General features: G+C 35.5%; 16 protein-coding genes. 2 read left to right on the forward strand and 14 right to left on the reverse strand.

Annotation, left to right across the window (positions count from 1 at the left end):
- Positions 1-71: 71 nt before the first annotated feature.
- The 12 genes from ftsA to mraZ all read right to left on the reverse strand — a co-directional run bounded on the left by ftsA (position 72) and on the right by mraZ (position 14001).
- Complete coding sequence (gene ftsA / locus KO515_RS05175; RefSeq protein ID WP_215935308.1) at positions 72-1403, reverse strand: cell division protein FtsA; 1332 nt, start codon at positions 1401-1403, stop codon at positions 72-74.
- A 3-nt stretch (positions 1404-1406) separates the two neighbouring features.
- A complete protein-coding gene (locus KO515_RS05180; protein WP_215935309.1) occupies positions 1407-2129 on the reverse strand; it encodes a cell division protein FtsQ/DivIB in 723 nt (240 codons plus the stop codon).
- Entirely contained in the window at positions 2116-3468 is a 1353-nt protein-coding gene (gene murC / locus KO515_RS05185) for a UDP-N-acetylmuramate--L-alanine ligase (RefSeq protein ID WP_215935310.1), read from the reverse strand. The genes KO515_RS05180 and murC overlap by 14 nt, the downstream gene beginning before the upstream one ends.
- Positions 3465-4562, reverse strand: a complete 1098-nt coding sequence (gene murG, locus KO515_RS05190; RefSeq protein ID WP_215935311.1) for an undecaprenyldiphospho-muramoylpentapeptide beta-N-acetylglucosaminyltransferase — start codon at positions 4560-4562, stop codon at positions 3465-3467. Before murG ends, murC begins: the two co-directional genes overlap by 4 nt.
- A 40-nt stretch (positions 4563-4602) precedes the next feature.
- The gene (locus KO515_RS05195; RefSeq protein ID WP_215935312.1) at positions 4603-5790 is read right to left on the reverse strand and encodes an FtsW/RodA/SpoVE family cell cycle protein; all 1188 of its coding nucleotides are present in this window, start codon (positions 5788-5790) and stop codon (positions 4603-4605) included.
- Positions 5791-5958: 168 nt separating this feature from the next.
- Complete coding sequence (murD, locus tag KO515_RS05200; RefSeq protein ID WP_215935313.1) at positions 5959-7356, reverse strand: UDP-N-acetylmuramoyl-L-alanine--D-glutamate ligase; 1398 nt, start codon at positions 7354-7356, stop codon at positions 5959-5961.
- A 92-nt stretch (positions 7357-7448) separates the two neighbouring features.
- Entirely contained in the window at positions 7449-8690 is a 1242-nt protein-coding gene (mraY, locus tag KO515_RS05205; RefSeq protein WP_215935314.1) for a phospho-N-acetylmuramoyl-pentapeptide-transferase, read from the reverse strand.
- A 62-nt stretch (positions 8691-8752) separates the two neighbouring features.
- Positions 8753-10216 carry a UDP-N-acetylmuramoyl-L-alanyl-D-glutamate--2,6-diaminopimelate ligase gene (locus KO515_RS05210; protein WP_215935315.1) on the reverse strand — a complete coding sequence of 488 codons (1464 nt, stop codon included), beginning with the start codon at positions 10214-10216 and terminating at the stop codon, positions 8753-8755.
- Complete coding sequence (locus KO515_RS05215; RefSeq protein WP_215935554.1) at positions 10213-12171, reverse strand: penicillin-binding protein; 1959 nt, start codon at positions 12169-12171, stop codon at positions 10213-10215. Before KO515_RS05215 ends, KO515_RS05210 begins: the two co-directional genes overlap by 4 nt.
- A 144-nt stretch (positions 12172-12315) precedes the next feature.
- Entirely contained in the window at positions 12316-12651 is a 336-nt protein-coding gene (locus KO515_RS05220) for an FtsL-like putative cell division protein (RefSeq protein WP_215935316.1), read from the reverse strand.
- Positions 12648-13544 (reverse strand): 16S rRNA (cytosine(1402)-N(4))-methyltransferase RsmH, encoded by an 897-nt coding sequence (gene rsmH, locus KO515_RS05225; protein ID WP_215935317.1) that lies wholly within the window; start codon positions 13542-13544, stop codon positions 12648-12650. Before rsmH ends, KO515_RS05220 begins: the two co-directional genes overlap by 4 nt.
- Positions 13531-14001, reverse strand: coding sequence for a division/cell wall cluster transcriptional repressor MraZ (gene mraZ / locus KO515_RS05230; protein ID WP_215935318.1), 471 nt, complete (start codon positions 13999-14001; stop codon positions 13531-13533). The genes rsmH and mraZ overlap by 14 nt, the downstream gene beginning before the upstream one ends.
- 286 nt (positions 14002-14287) lie before the next feature.
- Between mraZ and KO515_RS05235 the strand changes: the two genes are divergently transcribed.
- Together KO515_RS05235 and yihA are read left to right on the forward strand one after the other, a co-directional pair.
- Positions 14288-15052 carry an alpha/beta fold hydrolase gene (locus KO515_RS05235; protein WP_215935319.1) on the forward strand — a complete coding sequence of 255 codons (765 nt, stop codon included), beginning with the start codon at positions 14288-14290 and terminating at the stop codon, positions 15050-15052.
- Positions 15053-15195: 143 nt separating this feature from the next.
- Positions 15196-15813: a ribosome biogenesis GTP-binding protein YihA/YsxC gene (yihA, locus tag KO515_RS05240; RefSeq protein WP_215935555.1), complete on the forward strand. Its 618-nt coding sequence runs from the start codon at positions 15196-15198 to the stop codon at positions 15811-15813.
- Between the two features lie 42 nt (positions 15814-15855).
- On the opposite strand, the gene KO515_RS05245 is transcribed toward yihA, so the two are convergent.
- Both KO515_RS05245 and KO515_RS05250 read right to left on the reverse strand, forming a co-directional pair.
- Positions 15856-16419 carry an outer membrane beta-barrel protein gene (locus KO515_RS05245; protein ID WP_215935320.1) on the reverse strand — a complete coding sequence of 188 codons (564 nt, stop codon included), beginning with the start codon at positions 16417-16419 and terminating at the stop codon, positions 15856-15858.
- Positions 16420-16444: 25 nt separating this feature from the next.
- Positions 16445-17539 (reverse strand): ABC transporter permease, encoded by a 1095-nt coding sequence (locus tag KO515_RS05250; RefSeq protein ID WP_215935321.1) that lies wholly within the window; start codon positions 17537-17539, stop codon positions 16445-16447.
- Positions 17540-17592 lie beyond the last annotated feature (53 nt).

Consider the following 17592-nt stretch of genomic DNA (forward strand, 5'->3'; position numbering starts at 1 on the left):
TAACTATTATTCTTTTCTTTATAAGTAGGGCCAACTCAAAAGCTGTCCCTACAGTTTTAACTTATTATTTTCTATTCGGCATTATCCAAAAAATCCTTAACACGCTCCGTTAATTTATCTAAAAACGAACGGCGTTCTTTTACAGGCTCTGGTGCCACGACTTCTGGTTCTGACTCTTGCAATTCTTCTGCTTCATTTTCAATGACTATCTCTTCTTCAATAGCCTCAACTTTTTTACGCTCCTGACGTTTTAAACCATCCATGACCAACCCTACTGCTGTAGCGTATAACGGACTTGCAATATCCTCATCACTATCTCCTGCTAAATGCTCATTTGGATAGCCAATTCTGGTATCCATTCCCGTGATATATTCTACTAATTGCTTTAAATGCTTTAATTGAGAGCCTCCACCGGTTAAAACGATACCTCCAATGAGTTTTTTCTTTTGCTCTTCGTGACCGTAATTTTTTATTTCAACATAAACTTGTTCAATGATCTCCACAACTCTGGCGTGAATGATTTTAGACAAATTCTTTAAGGTGATTTCCTTTGGCTCTCTTCCTCTTAACCCAGGAATTGATACAATTTCATTATCCTTATTTTCTCCTGGCCATGCGGATCCAAACTTTACTTTTAAAAGTTCGGCTTGTTTTTCAATAATTGAACACCCTTCCTTTATATCTTCCGTAATGACACCTCCACCAAAAGGAATGACTGCCGTATGACGAATAATACCATCTTTAAAAACGGCTAAATCCGTGGTCCCACCACCTATATCAATCAAAGCAACACCAGCTTCTTTCTCTTCTCTACTCAACACTGCATTAGCAGATGCTAAAGGTTCTAAAGTGATACCTTCTAAATTTAAACCTGCACTTTTTATACAACGACCAACATTTCTAATCGATGATACCTGACCTACGACAACGTGAAAATTCGCTTCTAAACGACCTCCATACATACCAATTGGCTCTGTAATTTCAGCCTGACCATCGATCTTGAATTCTTGAGGTAGTACATGAATAATCTCTTCACCTGGAAGCATTACCAATTTATGCACCTGATTGATTAAACGATCAATATCTTCTTCATCGATAACCATATCCGAATTTGGGCGCGTGATATAATCACTATGTTGCAAACTTCGAATATGCTGACCGGCAATACCAACGGTTACATCTTCAATTTTCTCACCTGATGCCGCTTCAGCTTCTTGAACAGCTTGTTGAATGGATTGAATCGTCTGTGTAATATTATTAACCACACCACGATGCACTCCCATACTTTTAGCTTTGCCTAAACCTAAAATTTCAACTTTATCGTACTCGTTTTTACGACCAATCATGGCCACAATTTTTGTGGTTCCTATATCTAGACCTACCGAAATGTTTTGTTTGTCCATAGTTTACTTTTTGGTGCAAATAACTTGTTTGTCAAATTTTAAATTCACTAATGCATAATGATCTAAAATTTGGTCTTTAAAAGCCTTTTGATAAAATGCCTTAAAATTGTTTATCTTCTTATCGAGTTGTTTTAAAGTTCCTAAATGAACCGTAAAATCACTTTTTCTAATTTTAAAATCAATGGTATCATCGTCGTTCTGACGAATCTCAATGACATGTTTCTTTAAAAAATCATCTTCATCTACAGCTTTTGCAAATTTAAAGACTTTTTCGAGGTTATTTTTGTTAATATTTCCGGTAACAAGTGGCACTCTTGCAGCGTAATTATGAGACAGAGGCATATATCCACCTTCATCATCGATATAATACGACACTTTTGTGTTCACTCTTGCAATAGGTTTTTTTTGTTCAATTTCAGCCGAAAGCGCCCCATTTACTGACATGAACACCTCCGCTTCCTTGATCATTGGATTAGATTTCAGGGCAGATTCTAATTTATTCAAATCTATAATTTCTTTGGATTGCTGCGAAACAGGTTCTTGATTTACTATTAACAATTTACTAACATTCACATCTGTAATAAATAATTTGTTTTCGCCTAAAAATGTGATGTTTGGCCCACTAACTTTTCGTGTCTTATTTCTTTGATTTGAAAACGCGAACAAAAAGCCCACCAAAACAATTAATCCTATGATTTTAATATAGTTGAAATTAATTTTTGACATAAAACGCTTCTTTTATATGTTTAACTTCAGCTCCAATATCTCCTGCTCCAATAGTCAATACAATTTGGGCATTAGATTTTTTTATTTCATCAATTAAATGTGATTTTTGAATTATTTTTTTATTCGGATTTTTAATCTTTTCTAACAACCATTTTGACGTTACTCCTTCTATCGGTAATTCTCTTGCAGGATAGATATCCAATAGCAATAATTCATCGAATTTAGAAAGACTTTCTGCAAACTCATTTACAAAATCTCTGGTTCTACTGAATAAATGCGGTTGAAAAATAGCCAATACCTTTTTACCGGGATACATCTCCCTAACCGCTTGATGTACAGCATTTATTTCTTCGGGGTGATGAGCATAATCATCTATAAATACTAAATCCTCCGTTCTAATGTGATAGGTAAATCTACGTTTCACTCCTTTGTACGTTTCCAGTCCTGTCATCAAATCAGCATACGTACACCCATATTCTACAGCCATTGCTATAGCGATAATAGCATTCGATAAATTGTGTCGTCCTGGCAAACTAAATTTAAAGCCTTTTTGAATACCTTTTGGTGTTTTCACATCAAAGACGTAGCTCCCATTTTCAATAGAAATATTTTGCGCACTATAATCGGCATCATCTTCTATGCCGTAAGTGATTCCCTTTAATGGCAGTCCATTTTTAACAAATAACTTCCCACTTGGTTTTATACATTCTGAAAAATCCTTAAAGGTTTTCACTAACTCTTCCGCATTGCCATAAATATCTAAATGGTCGGCATCCATAGAAGTAATACAAGCTAAATCTGGCGATAAGGTTAAAAATGACCGGTCAAATTCATCAGCTTCAACCACTGTAACATCTGTTCCGTTGATAATTAAATTAGAATTATAATTCTCACTTATGCCTCCTAAAAAAGCTGTAACAGGCACATTACACACATTCAACAAATGTCCTAAAATACTCGTTGTCGTTGTTTTACCATGTGTTCCCGCAATCGCTAAACAAATGGTTTGCTTTGTGATTTCTCCTAAAACTGCAGAACGCTTTAAAACATTAAAATCATTTGCTTTAAAATAATCGAATTCTGAATGCCCCTTTGGAATCGCAGGTGTATAAACAACAAGTGTGTTTTCAGGGTTTAAAAATGCACTTGAAACTTTTTCAATATTATCTTCAAAATGAATATTTACCCCTAAATCTTCAAGCGAATTCGTGATGTCCGTTGGCGTTTTATCATAACCAGCCACTTGCTTACCATTAGCCACAAAATAACGCGCAATCGCACTCATTCCGATGCCACCGATGCCAATAAAATAAACGTTATTTAGGTTATCGAAATTCATTTATTATTTATTAAGTTTTCAACTTCATCAACAATAGCATTAGTAGCATTAACCAAAGCCAAAGCTTGTATATTTTTACTTAATTCTTTTCGTTTGTCTTCGTTAGATATTAAATCGGAAAATTCAGTTTGAAAATCAGCATCTAAATCTTTTTCTCTAATTAAAATCGCAGCATTTTTATCCGCTACGGATTGAGCATTTTTAGTTTGATGATCTTCCGCCACATTTGGTGATGGCACAAAAATCACCGGTTTTCCTACAATACACAATTCTGAAACTGATATCGCTCCGGCTCTAGAAATGATGACATCCGCTGCAGCATAAGCTAAATCCATTTGGTTTAAAAATGCGTGTACTTGTATATTCTGCAGTTCATTATATTGCTTATACTGATCGTAATACAATTTTCCGCATTGCCAAACCACTTGAACATCTCGCTCTTCAAAAAACGCAATATTCGCCTCTATAAGCTGATTGATACGTCTCGCTCCCAAACTCCCACCTAAAACTAATAGTGTTTGCTTATTATGTTTTAACTTAAAAGCATCCTTGCCTTCAATATTTTTATCCTTAACCTCTAACAAATCCTTTCGAATTGGATTTCCTGTGAGTCTAATTTTGTCTTTCGGAAAAAACTTATCCAAACCCTCATAAGCCACACAGATTGTATTCACTTTTTTCGCGAGTAACTTATTCGTAATACCAGGAAACGAATTCTGCTCCTGTATTAAGCTCGGCACTCCTTTTGACGAAGCTACATGCAATAACGGTCCACTTGCGAATCCCCCTGTTCCAATTACAACATCTGGCTTAAATGTATTTACAATTTTACGCGAGCGCAATAAACTACTTACCAACTTCAATGGGAATGCCAAATTTCTTAAAGTTAATTTGCGTTGAATTCCAGAAATCCATAACCCTTCAATCTCATAACCAGCTTGCGGCACTTTGTCCATTTCCATGCGGTCCGAAGCTCCAACAAATAAAAATTTAGCATCAGGATAGCGCAACTTTAACTCGTCTGCAATCGCAACCGCAGGATAAATATGTCCTCCGGTTCCTCCTCCTGATAATATAAATTTATATGGTTTCAAATTTTAAATTTTCTGTTTTTTAATATTATTGTTTCTATTTCTAAATCGCTTCACTCAAAATAGCCAACGGATTATCTTCAGCATCTTCTTGCTCTTTTAATTCCTCCCGTTTTGCACTCACACTCAATATTATTCCTATCGACAAACAGGTCATCCAAATTGAAGTTCCACCACTACTTATTAAGGGTAGCGTTTGCCCAGTAACCGGAAATAATTCCACAGCAACAGCCATATTAATTAATGCCTGAAAAACGATAGGCAAGCCAACACCTAATACCAATAATTTTCCAAATATCGTGTCTGATTTATGACTCACTACCACAATCCTAAACAACAACCACATATATAACACTAATAAGAACACACCTCCAAACAAGCCGTATTCTTCAATGATAATGGCAAAAATAAAATCGGAGGACGACTGCGGTAAAAAGTTCTTCTGTACACTTTTACCTGGTCCTAGCGGAGTTATTCCTGTCGCAATTGCAATTTTCGCTTTTTCTATTTGATAATCTGCTTCCGTATCTTCTCCATTAGAGAAATTCTCAATTCTATTTATCCATGTATCCACCCTATTCGGCATCGCATCTGGAAATGCTTTTGCCACCAAAATAAACATCGTGAGCGCCAACAACCCTGTACCTACAATAATTAGTAGATACTTAATTGGATAACCTCCAATAAATGCCAACATCATAATCATCGTAAATATGATGGCTGTTGTAGAAAAATTAGCAGGTAATATGAGGATTAAAATTAGAAACACTGGTATCCAAAGGGGCAATAATGAATCTTTAAAGCTCACCTCTTCATCTTTAATTTTTGACAAGTAACGTGCTACATAAACCATCAATACCACAGCAGCTAAAGTTGATGTTTGAAAAGACATATTCACAATCGGAATCTGAATCCAACGACTCGCATTTGCACCAGCAATAGTTGTTCCCTGAAGCATTGTAACCAACAACAACACAAACACAATAGGAATCATAACCATAGATAAGCCACGAAAATATTTATAAGGCACTTTATGAACTCCGAACATAATAACAAAGCCTAAAAGCAGATGCATAAAGTGTTTTATAAAAAAAGAAAATGTATTGGTATTTCCGCTATTTGCCAAATTACTAGCAGCACTATAAACAGGCATAAACGAAAATATAGCCAACAGCGCCACTATAGCCCAAATAGCTTTATCTCCTTTTATTTGTTTGAATATATTTTGCATACTACAGACCCTTTGTCTTCCTGACATTTCCCCATAAGGGGAAAATTTAATTAGTTATTAGATACTTTTATTTACTCATTCATTTTTTTGCAACACACTGCGAATTGCTCCTTAAGTCACATTACGCCTCAACAGTTTCTTCCCTTCGGGAAGAGTAAGATGGGCTTTCTACAAATTTCTAACAGCATTCTTAAATTGACGCCCTCTATCTTCATAATTCTCGAATAAATCGAAACTCGCACAAGCAGGTGACAACAACACATTATCGCCAGCATCGGCCAGCTTATAAGCTATCTTCACAGCTTCACTCATGTATTGTGTTTCAATAATCACATCTACCATATTACCAAAAGACTCCATAAGTTTTGCATTATCTACACCTAAGCAAATAATAGCCTTAACTTTTTCGTTCACAAATGGAAATAACTCCCTGTACTCATTACCTTTATCCACTCCGCCAACAATCCAGACCGTAGGTGCATCCATACTTTCTAATGCGAAATAGGTTGCATTGACATTCGTTGCTTTTGAGTCGTTAATATATTGCACTTTATTAATTTTTAAAACATGCTCTAAACGATGCTCCACACCTTGAAAGTTCTCTAAACTCTCACGTATAGTTTGTTTTCTAATTTTAAGTAAATGCGCAACAGTAGAAGCTGCCATTGCATTTTTCACGTTGTGTTTTCCTTCTAATGCTAATTTATTTGTAGGCATAGTTATTTTAGTGTTATCTATTGTTATTATTATGTTGTTGTTGTCTAAATATGCACCTTGCTCGATAACGTTTGTTAAAGAAAAAGGTAATTTTTTGGATTGAATTTGATGCGTTTTTATGTATTCTAAAATGACTTCATCATCAGCATCATATATGAAATAATCGTCTTCTGTCTGATTTTCTACTACTCTAAATTTTGAAGCGATATAGTTTTCAAACTTATAATCGTATCTGTCTAAATGGTCTGGTGTGATATTAGTCAACACCGCAATTTTAGGCTTGAAATCTATAATATCATCCAATTGAAAACTGCTAATCTCCAACACATAATTATCATGATTTCTCTCTAAAATTTGCTTTGCAAAACTATCTCCAATATTACCTGCCAATCCAACATCTAACTCTTGTTTTAAAATATGATGTGTTAGTGATGCTGTTGTGGTTTTCCCATTACTTCCTGTAATAGCGACCAAAGTTGCATCCGTAAATTTTGAAGCCAATTCAATTTCAGAAACCACTGTAATTCCAGCCTCTCGAATTTGTTTAACCAAAGCCACTTTATCTGGAATACCAGGACTTTTCATGACAATGTCTGCGTTCAGAATTTTTGATTCTGTATGCTGCTCATCTTCAAATTCAATCTCATTATTTAAAAGAACGTCTTTATACTTGTCTTTAATCTTTCCTTTGTCTGATACAAATACATCGTATCCTTTTGCTTTTCCTAAAAGCGCTGTTCCTACTCCACTTTCTCCACCTCCAAGAATAACTAATCGAAGCCCCTTCCTAAATCCTTCCCCAAACGGGAAGGACTTCTCACTCTGCTGATTACTTTCCTTGTCCTTCATTTAATCCTTTTTGTCATTCCTGCGAAGGCAGGAATCTACTTTATTACTACTCTTATTGTGGATTCCTGCCTTCGCAGGAATGACAAGCTCTTTTATCTTATCTTCAAGGTTACTATCGTTATAATAGCAAGTAGAATTCCTACAATCCAAAAACGCGTAACTATCTTACTTTCGTGATATCCTGATTTTTGATAGTGATGATGTAAAGGCGACATTTTAAATATGCGTCGACCTTCACCAAACTTCTTTCTTGTGTATTTGAAATAGCTAACCTGTAAAATGACTGATAAATTCTCTGCTAAAAATATACCGCAGAGTATAGGAATCAACCATTCTTTTCTAACTGCTATAGCAATTACCGCAATGATTCCTCCAATAGTAAGACTTCCTGTGTCACCCATAAATACCTGTGCCGGATAGGTGTTATACCATAAAAATCCAATTAATGCTCCGACAAATGCCGCAATGTAAATTGTGATTTCTTCCGCTCTTGGGATGTACATAATATCTAAGTACCCTGAAAACACAATATTACTAGACACCCATGCAAAAATCCCCAGCGTTAATACAATTATAGCAGATGTACCTGCGGCTAGCCCATCGATGCCGTCCGTGAGATTTGCACCATTTGATACGGCTGTAATTATAATTATACTAACCAAAATAAATACGAGCCATGTGTATTTCTCTAAACCCGGACTTATCCATGTGATTAAATCTGAATAATCAAACTCATTATCTTTTAAAAATGGAATCGTCGTTTTTGTTGACTTCTCTTCAGCTTTAAACAGTTTTGTTGCTTGCACGTCTGGATTTGCAGCACGTAATTCATTTTGCTGTGCTATTGGCAATTTCTCTTTTATCGTTACATCATTATTAAAAAATAATGTTGCACCAACTATAATTCCTAATCCGACCTGACCAAGAACTTTAAATCTCCCTTTTAGACCGTCTTTATCATTTTTGAATTTTTTAATATAATCATCAATAAACCCAATAGTCCCCATCCAAAGTGTAGTCACTATTAACAAGATGATATAGATGTTTTCAAGCTTTGCCAATAACAACACAGGAATAAGTGTCGCAAGAATTATGATAATCCCACCCATCGTTGGTGTTCCTGCTTTTTCAACTTGTCCTTCCAATCCTAAATCACGAATCGTTTCACCAACTTGTTGCTTTTGTAAAAAACGAATAATGCGTTTACCAAAAATTGTAGAAATTAACAATGACAATATAATAGCTACAGCCGCTCTAAAGGTGATAAACCCAAAAAGTGACGCTCCAGGAAATTGGAACTCTTGCTCTAGATATTCGAATAGATAATACAGCATTATTAGTTGTTATTTATTTTATTTTTAATACCTACAAGGTTTTTGAAACCTTGCAGGAAATATTATTTCTGTAATTGTTTTAAATACTCTTGAACGATTTTATAATCATCAAAATCAAAGCGTTGACCTTTAATTTCTTGATATGTTTCATGGCCTTTTCCGGCAATAAGAATAATATCATTTTCTCCTGCCATTTGACAAGCCGTTTTAATGGCTTGCTTCCTATCGGTTATAGACAACGTTTTTTTAAAATTTTGTGGCCCCACTCCTTTTTCCATCTCTTCAATGATGGTTTCCGGAACTTCATTTCTTGGATTATCACTTGTCAAAATCACTTTAGTACTTAAAACAGAAGCGATATGCGCCATTTTTGGTCGTTTTGTTTTATCTCTATTACCTCCACAACCAACAACCGTAATCAATTCTTCATTTTTAGTCCTGATATCGTTTATGGTTTGCAATACATTTTTTAATGCATCTGGTGTATGTGCATAATCTACAATGGCGGTAATTTTCCCTTCTGAAATAAAATATTGAAAGCGTCCTGCCACATTTTCGAGCTCACTTATCAATCTCAAAATTTCAACGTTACCTAAACCTAAAAGCTCAGCAGTTCCATATATGGCGAGAATATTATAAGCGTTAAAACTGCCTATTAATCGTGTCCATAATTCACTTTCATTCAACTTTAATAATAATCCGCTGAATTCATTCTCTAAAATTTGAGCTCTGTAATCGGCATAATTCTTTAAAGCATACGTATATTTTTTGGCTCCGGTATTTTGAAACATCACCAAACCATTTTTGTCATCTATATTAGTTAACGCAAAGGCGTCTTTTGGCAATTGATCAAAAAATCGCTTCTTAACATCTCTATACTCCGCAAACGTGTCGTGATAATCTAAATGGTCATGCGATAGGTTTGTGAAAATGCCACCTTCAAACTTTAAGCCTTCTGTTCGGCTTTGATGAATACCATGAGAGCTCACTTCCATGAAACAAAACTCCACACCTTCATTATTCATTAATTGCAAATACTTATTGATGGTCAATGAATCTGGAGTTGTATGCGTAGCCTTATATGTCGTATTATCTACCATAATTTTGACTGTAGACAACAATCCAACTTTATAGCCTGCTTTTTTAAACAACTGATACAACAAACTAGACACTGTGGTTTTCCCATTAGTACCTGTAACACCAACAAGCTTTAGATTTTCGGAAGGGTGACCATAGAAATTAGCTGCCATATAAGCCATAGCCTGATTAGAATTAGCCACTTCTATATACGCAATTCCTTCTTCGAGATTTTCTGGAAGCACCTCACAAATAATAGCTGTCGCACCATCTTTAATCGCTTTGTCTATATAGTTATGACCATCAGTAATCGCACCCGAAATTGCTACAAAAACGTCATTAACTTCTATTTTCCGCGAATCGAATTCAATTTTACTCACCGGAATACTCGTGCTGCCAACGACTGCATTTATAGTAACCTTATATAATATGTCTTTTAATACCATCATGAGGCTTCTAAAACAATGGTTTGATTCGTTTGTAATTTTTGATGCTTCTCAACAGACTGCTTTTTTATAGTACCATTTCCGTTTAATTTCACTCTAACGTCAATCTGTAAATTTTCCAACAATGCAATAGCGTCCATAGCTGGCATCCCAACAACACTTGGCATTAACTCTTTATATTTTCGAGCGTTTTCAAAGTAACTTTCAAAATCCGCGTTCACTAAATTATCATTGAAGTTCAATGTTTCAAGCTCATCTATAATTGGAGTGTCTGTATAGATTTTTTGAGCAATTCTTTTAAATACTGGACCAGTAACATCTGCTCCGTAATAACCAACTTTGGTACTTGGCTTATGAATCACCACAATGCATGAGTATTTTGGATTATCCGCAGGAAAATAACCTGCAAATGAAGACACGTATTTTCGCTCTTTTTTCCATTCTTCTGTATTTGCGTAATCCGTTCTAGCCGTACCGGTCTTACCAGCCATTGAAAATGTTTCTGAATACATACGTTGTCCCGTACCACGCATGACAACATTCTTTAATATATCTCGAATTTCATTCAAGGTTTTATCTGAGCAAATTTTTTCAACAAGCACTTCTTTTTCAAACACTTCAATTTCCTTATCAAACGACTTAACCGATTTTAAAAAACGTGGCTTAATTAATTCCCCATCATTAGCAATAGCATTATAAAACGCCAGTGTTTGCAATGGAGTCATTTCAAGATTATAGCCATATGCCATAGAAGGCAACGCATTCCGACTCCAGTTAGATGCCCCTGGTTTTGGAATATCTGGCACTCCTTCTCCAATAATAGCGACACCTAAAGTTTTATCAAGTCTCCAAGAACTCAACCTATTTAAAAATTTTTCTGGCTGTTTTGAGTAATGTTCATCAATAATGGTTGCCATACCAATATTAGAAGACACCTCTAAAGCTCTTGCCGCAGAAATCTCACCATAACCAGGACCAGAGTCCGTAATTACACGACCATAAAGCGACTTCCTCCCCTTTTTAGTATCCACAACTGTTGACGTATCAATAACCTTATCTTCCAACGCTGCCATTAAAGCCATCACTTTAAATGTAGAACCTGGCTCATGACTTTCTCCAACCGCATAATTTAGGCGCTCGTAATACTTCCCGTTTCGATTTCTTCCTAGGTTAGAAATTGCTTTTATCTCACCCGTTTTTACATCCATCACCACCACACAACCATGATCGGCTTCGTAGATTTCTAACTGCTTAAGCAAAGAATGGTGGGCTATATCTTGAATATTGACATCTATAGTCGTATAAACATCATAACCATCCTGAGGTTCAACTTGATCGAAATCTGCTATGGGCTTCCATTGTCCATTACCAATTTTTTGTTTTAAACGTTTCCCGTTTTTACCTTGCAAGTACTTCACCCCAAAAGCCCCATCAATCCCAGGCCTTGTAATATCTCCGTTTTCATCTGTTCTCTCATAACCTATGGTACGCTCTGCAATACCACCCATTGGATGCTCACGTCTAGTCGTTTGCTCTACAATTAAACCACCTTTAATAGCCCCAAGATTTAACAAAGGAAAATTTCGCATTCGGATATAATCAGAATAACTAATATTCCGAGCTAAAAGGAAATATCTATTTTTATGTTGTCTAGCTTTTCTAATGACATTCTTATAATAAGATGCCGGCTTTCCCTTATAAGCATGAAGTGAATCCGCCAATTCATTAATATATTTTTCAAATGTGGCGTCTTTCGCCTGAATGGCATCAATTCTAATATCATACTTAGGAATTGAGGTTGCTAGCAAACTACCATCAGCAGAATACACATTCCCACGGTTTGCAGGAATTGGAAAATCTTTAGTCGTACTCTTTTCCGCAAGTGCTCTATACTCATCACCTTGGATAAACTGAATACTCACCAATTTAAACACCACAGCCAAGGCGAATACAAACATGCAGCCTGCTACGAAGTACAATCTGTGTAATATGTTTTTTTCTGTTATTGCCAAAGCTTATTAATGTTACTGTTGTGTTTTTTTTTACTCGATAATCGAGATTTAAATTTTTCTATAGGCTCGCTCCAACCCTATCTTAAGTTTTTACTCTGTATGTGTCACCGATTTCGATGACTTTACTATTATTTTTGTTGGTGGGTTTAAGGAAATCTCAATTCCTTTTTCTTTCATCTCAGCCTCTACAAAAGATTCTTTTTTTAGTTGCATCAGCTTCCCTCTCTTATCTACAAATGCTGAACGAAATTCCTTTACCTCATTAGTCAACTTTGCTATTTGATAAACTTTTTGATCGGCACTATGAGAACTTGCAATCATTATAATTGCCAGAAATGAAATAAAAATGATGATACGCCAATTTTTAAACGAATCATCACTGATTAGAAACCTACCTCTTAATATGCCGTATATGTTTTTTTTCATATTTTTTTAGCAATCCTAAGTTTCGCACTCCTAGCCCTATTGTTTTGTTTTATTTCTTCCTTGGAAGGCACAATTAAACCTCCCACCTTTTTTAATGGCACTTCAAAATTGCCAAACACATCACGTTCTGGCTCACCTTCAAACAACCCATTTCTGATGAAACGCTTTACTAACCTATCTTCTAAAGAATGATAGGATATAAAACTCAAACGACCGTCTTGCTTTAGAACCTCTGGCATTTGAAGTAGTAATTCTTTTAAAACTTCAATTTCTTGATTCACCTCAATTCGGATGGCTTGATATATTTGAGCCAACACTTTATTCTCTTTTTGATGATTCAAAAACTGCTTCAAAACAGACTTTAATTGTTCGCTTGTTTTAATTTCTGCATTTTTTCGTTCTTCAACAATCACTCTTGCCATTGCAGGTGCATTTCGCAATTCACCATATTGAAACAAAACAGCTCTTAGTTGTTCTTCATCATAATTATTAATGACCTCAAAAGCTGAAAGCTTACTATCTTGATTCATCCGCATATCTAAATCCGCCTCGAAACGCGTAGAAAAACCACGCTCCGCAACATCAAACTGATGCGACGACACTCCAAAATCAGCTAAAACACCATCAACTTCTTTTGCTCCATAAAATCTCAAGAAGCGTTTTACAAATCGAAAATTCTCATTGATTAACACAAAGCGATCGTCATCAATTGTATTTGCCAACGCATCTTTATCTTGATCAAAAGCATATAGTTTTCCATTTGGCCCTAATCTTGATAAAATTTCACGACTATGACCTCCTCCACCAAAAGTGACATCTACATAAACACCATCTGGTTTAATCGCTAAACCATCTACGGTTTCTTTAAGTAATACTGCATTATGATAATCCATCGTTGTCATCGTCTTGTCCCATTACTTCTTCGGCCAAATCCGCAAAATCTGAAGCCGCATCATCAATAGCTTGTTCGTATTTATCTTTATCCCAAATTTCAAGAATATTAACAGCAGACGCCAAAACCACCTCTTTCTTAACACCCGAAAAACCAATTAAATCTTTCGGAATTAACAAACGCCCCGTACTATCTACCTCTACAATTTTAACTCCAGCCGTAAAGCGTCGTATAAAATCATTATTCTTCTTCTTAAAGCGGTTCAACTTATTAATCTTCTCCATCATCTTGTTCCATTCAGACATTGGATACAATTCCAAACATGGCTGAAAAACGGCACGCTTTAAAACAAAACCATCTTGCAAAGCCGACGACAACTGCTTTTTAAGCACAGCAGGTATCATTAGCCTTCCTTTGGCATCAGCTTTACATTCGTATGTTCCTATAAATGAATTCAAAAGGTTTCGTTTACTACTTTAACGATTAAGAATCAAAGATATTGAAAAAATCACCACTTTTTACCACATTTTACCACATTTGTTGATAAGTTTTATATTAGAACCGCCTTATTTCATTGCAACATCAATGAATTCCACTTTTAGCTTACGATTTAAGAGGTGGTAATTATTAACATCAGTCTACACAATTCCCAAACGATAAAAAAAACCGATATTTTTCTCATATTATTTATTTTCTAAAGGATTTAGTTATATTTGTTTCTAACACATAAGCACGAACTTGCACATGGCACACCTTTTAAAAAAAGAAAAGGAATTTAGATATATTGAAGTAGGCGAAGGCACACCAATTATTGTGTTGCATGGTTTAATGGGTGGACTCAGTAACTTTGACGGAGTCACTAAATATTTTAGCTCTAAAGGCTATAAGGTTATTATTCCAGAACTTCCTATTTACAGTATGTCTTTAATTAAAACTAATGTAAAAAGTTTCGCAAACTACCTAAAAGATTTTATTGAATTTAAGGGTTTAGAAGACGTTATTCTTCTAGGTAATTCTCTCGGTGGACACATTGGTTTATACCACACCAAATTATATCCTCAAAAAGTAAAAGCCTTAATCATTACAGGAAGTTCAGGGCTTTACGAAAGCGCTATGGGAGGTGGCTACACCAAACGTAGTGATTACGAAGTCATGAAAAAGAAGGCACAAGAAGTGTTTTACGATCCTGCGGTAGCAACGAAAGAAATTGTTGATGAAGTTTATGAAACGGTTAATGACCGTAATAAACTTATAAAAACCTTAGCGATTGCCAAAAGTGCCATTAGACATAACATGGCTAAAGATTTACCAAAAATGGATATTCCAATTTGCATTATTTGGGGAAAGAATGACACTGTAACTCCACCTGAAGTTGCTGAAGAGTTTCATGAGCTATTACCCGATTCTGAATTGTACTGGATTGATAAATGTGGACATGCAGCTATGATGGAGCATCCAGAAGAATTCAATACGATTTTGATGGGATGGCTAGAGAAACGTGGGTTTTAGGAGCCCATCCCTAACCCTTCCCAAAGGAAAGAGGACACTGTTACTGTAAAAAGCCCGAGATATTAAGATAGCTTACAGAAACATGTAGAAAATTACCTAAAAGTTTAATTAAAATGAGATTCCCGTTGTCATGGGAACTAGAGATGAAAATAAAATCAGCCGAATTTGTAGTTAGTAATTCTGATGTGGCAAAATGCCCTAAGAACGCCATACCCGAATATGCCTTTATAGGGAGAAGTAATGTAGGGAAGTCGTCATTAATCAACATGCTTACCGACCGTAAAAGTTTAGCTAAAACCTCTGGGCGACCAGGAAAAACACAGTTAATTAATCATTTCTTAATTAATAAAAACTGGTATCTAGTAGATTTACCCGGCTATGGTTATGCGCGCGTTTCAAAATCGTCTAAGCAAAAATTTCAAAAGTTTATTACTAATTATTTTGAACAACGACAACAATTAGTTTCGGCATTTGTGCTTATAGATATTAGACACAAACCACAGCCTGTGGACTTAGAATTTATGCAGTACTTAGGAGAAGGTGAAATTCCGTTTGGCATCATATTCACAAAGGCAGACAAATTAAAACCTCAGGCTATTGAGCGCCACGTCGAGGAGTACTGCCAAGAACTACTTAAATTCTGGGAAGAACTACCACCTCATTTTGTAACCTCATCGTCAAAGAGTATTGGAAAAGATGACGTACTTAACTTTATTGGAGCAACCAATGAAGAGATTGAGCAGCTAAGAAACAGCAACTAAAATTGAGCTACAAATAATTAGACACATAACCTTTAAAAAACATCATTTTTCTAAATGTATCTGAAAACCCAAGCCCAAAAATAAATTTTTGAAGTTCGTATCAGAACTTCCATCACTTCTTGAAGTAGAGTCCGTGTAATTCAAAGACATTTCCAAACCTACACTACTATTGAAAAATAGTACACCACCAGTACTAAATCCATAACTTGTTGTGTTTCTATCTTTGTTAATTTCACTTAGGCCATTACCATATGAGAAACTAGCCTCGCCAAACAGGTTTACCCTATTTTCAGGCTTTAAAAAATAATAACGAGCAAAAGGCCCAACACTCATGCTCCAATTACTGTTATCACGTCCTGGTGAGTTAGATAAATTGACCCCTATATTTAAGCCAGTAGCAAATTTGTCTGTAAGAAAATAACCAATATTTGGCCTTAATTGAAGAGCTGTTGCTATACTTTCAAACTCATTGCCTAAATTGTCCTCAGATGTTGCTGTTGTTGAAGTGAATGAACCGCTACCACCAACCAACCAATTACCTTTAGTAATTTGTGCATTTAGAGATAGAGAAATTGTCAGTACTAAAAAGAAAAATAATGTTTTCATGTTATTTAATATGTATTAAAAAAACTTAAGCTTTCACATCCAACGCATCACGCAACGCATTACCAACCAACATAAAAGCCATAACCAAAAGCATAATACAAAGCCCTGGTATTAAGGCTAAATACGGTTTCCCCAAAATGATATAATTATAATGATCTTTAATCATTGCCCCCCAACTTGCCATTGGTGGTTGCGCTCCAATACCTAAAAAACTCAGTCCGCTTTCTATTAAAATAGCTGCGGCAAAGTTAGCTGCAGAAATGACGATTAATGGTCCAAAAATATTGGGTAATACGTGTTTTGTGATGATTCTATAGTCATTATAACCTAAAGCTCTTGCTGCGGTAACGTATTGCATTTCCTTCGCACTAATTATTTGTCCTCTAACCACTCTAGCAACTTCTACCCACATGGTTAAACCGACCGCAATAAACACTTGCCAAAAGCCTTTTCCGAGTGCCAATGTAATCGCAATAACTAATAATAAGGTTGGAATGGACCATGTAATGTTTATTATCCACATAATAAAGGCATCTATTTTCCCTCCATAATAGCCAGCTATGCTTCCCATTAAAAGCCCAACGAGTAGTGAGATAAAAACAGCAACAAATCCAATAAAGAATGAAATCCTTGAACCAATCAAAATGCGACTTAAATAATCTCTACCATACTTATCTGTACCAAAAACAAATCCTCTATTCTCTATGTATTTTTCGTAATTTGAGTTTGGGAACCGCGACAAAGCAATTTGTTTTTCTTGGCCTCGCAAGCCATCTGAAGCGTATTCTACATAATTTAAAACCTTATTCTTCACCTCATAAGTCTGAATAGGAATCTCAGTATCTGTATTATTATTTCCGAAAAATAATTTTGAAAAGAAGTTTTGCTCTGATGCAATACCAGATGGGATCGTTAGCATTCGCACTTCAAAACCAGGCGATTTTGAATGAATAGATAAATGCATTTGATTGGCATTTTTTGAAGCGTCTGGAGCAAACACATAAGCAAACACAGACATTAACCCAATACAGGCAATGATGCCGAAACTAAAAACGCCCCAAAAGTTTTTTTTAAACTTTTGAAGCGCTAAGCTTGATAATGAATTATTTTCTTTAGACATATTGAGCTTTAGTATTGTACCATTATTATATGTTTAAGTAGATAGCCCCCTAA

The organism is Winogradskyella psychrotolerans (assembly GCF_018860545.1).
GTDB classification, from domain to species: Bacteria; Bacteroidota; Bacteroidia; order Flavobacteriales; family Flavobacteriaceae; genus Winogradskyella; species Winogradskyella psychrotolerans_A.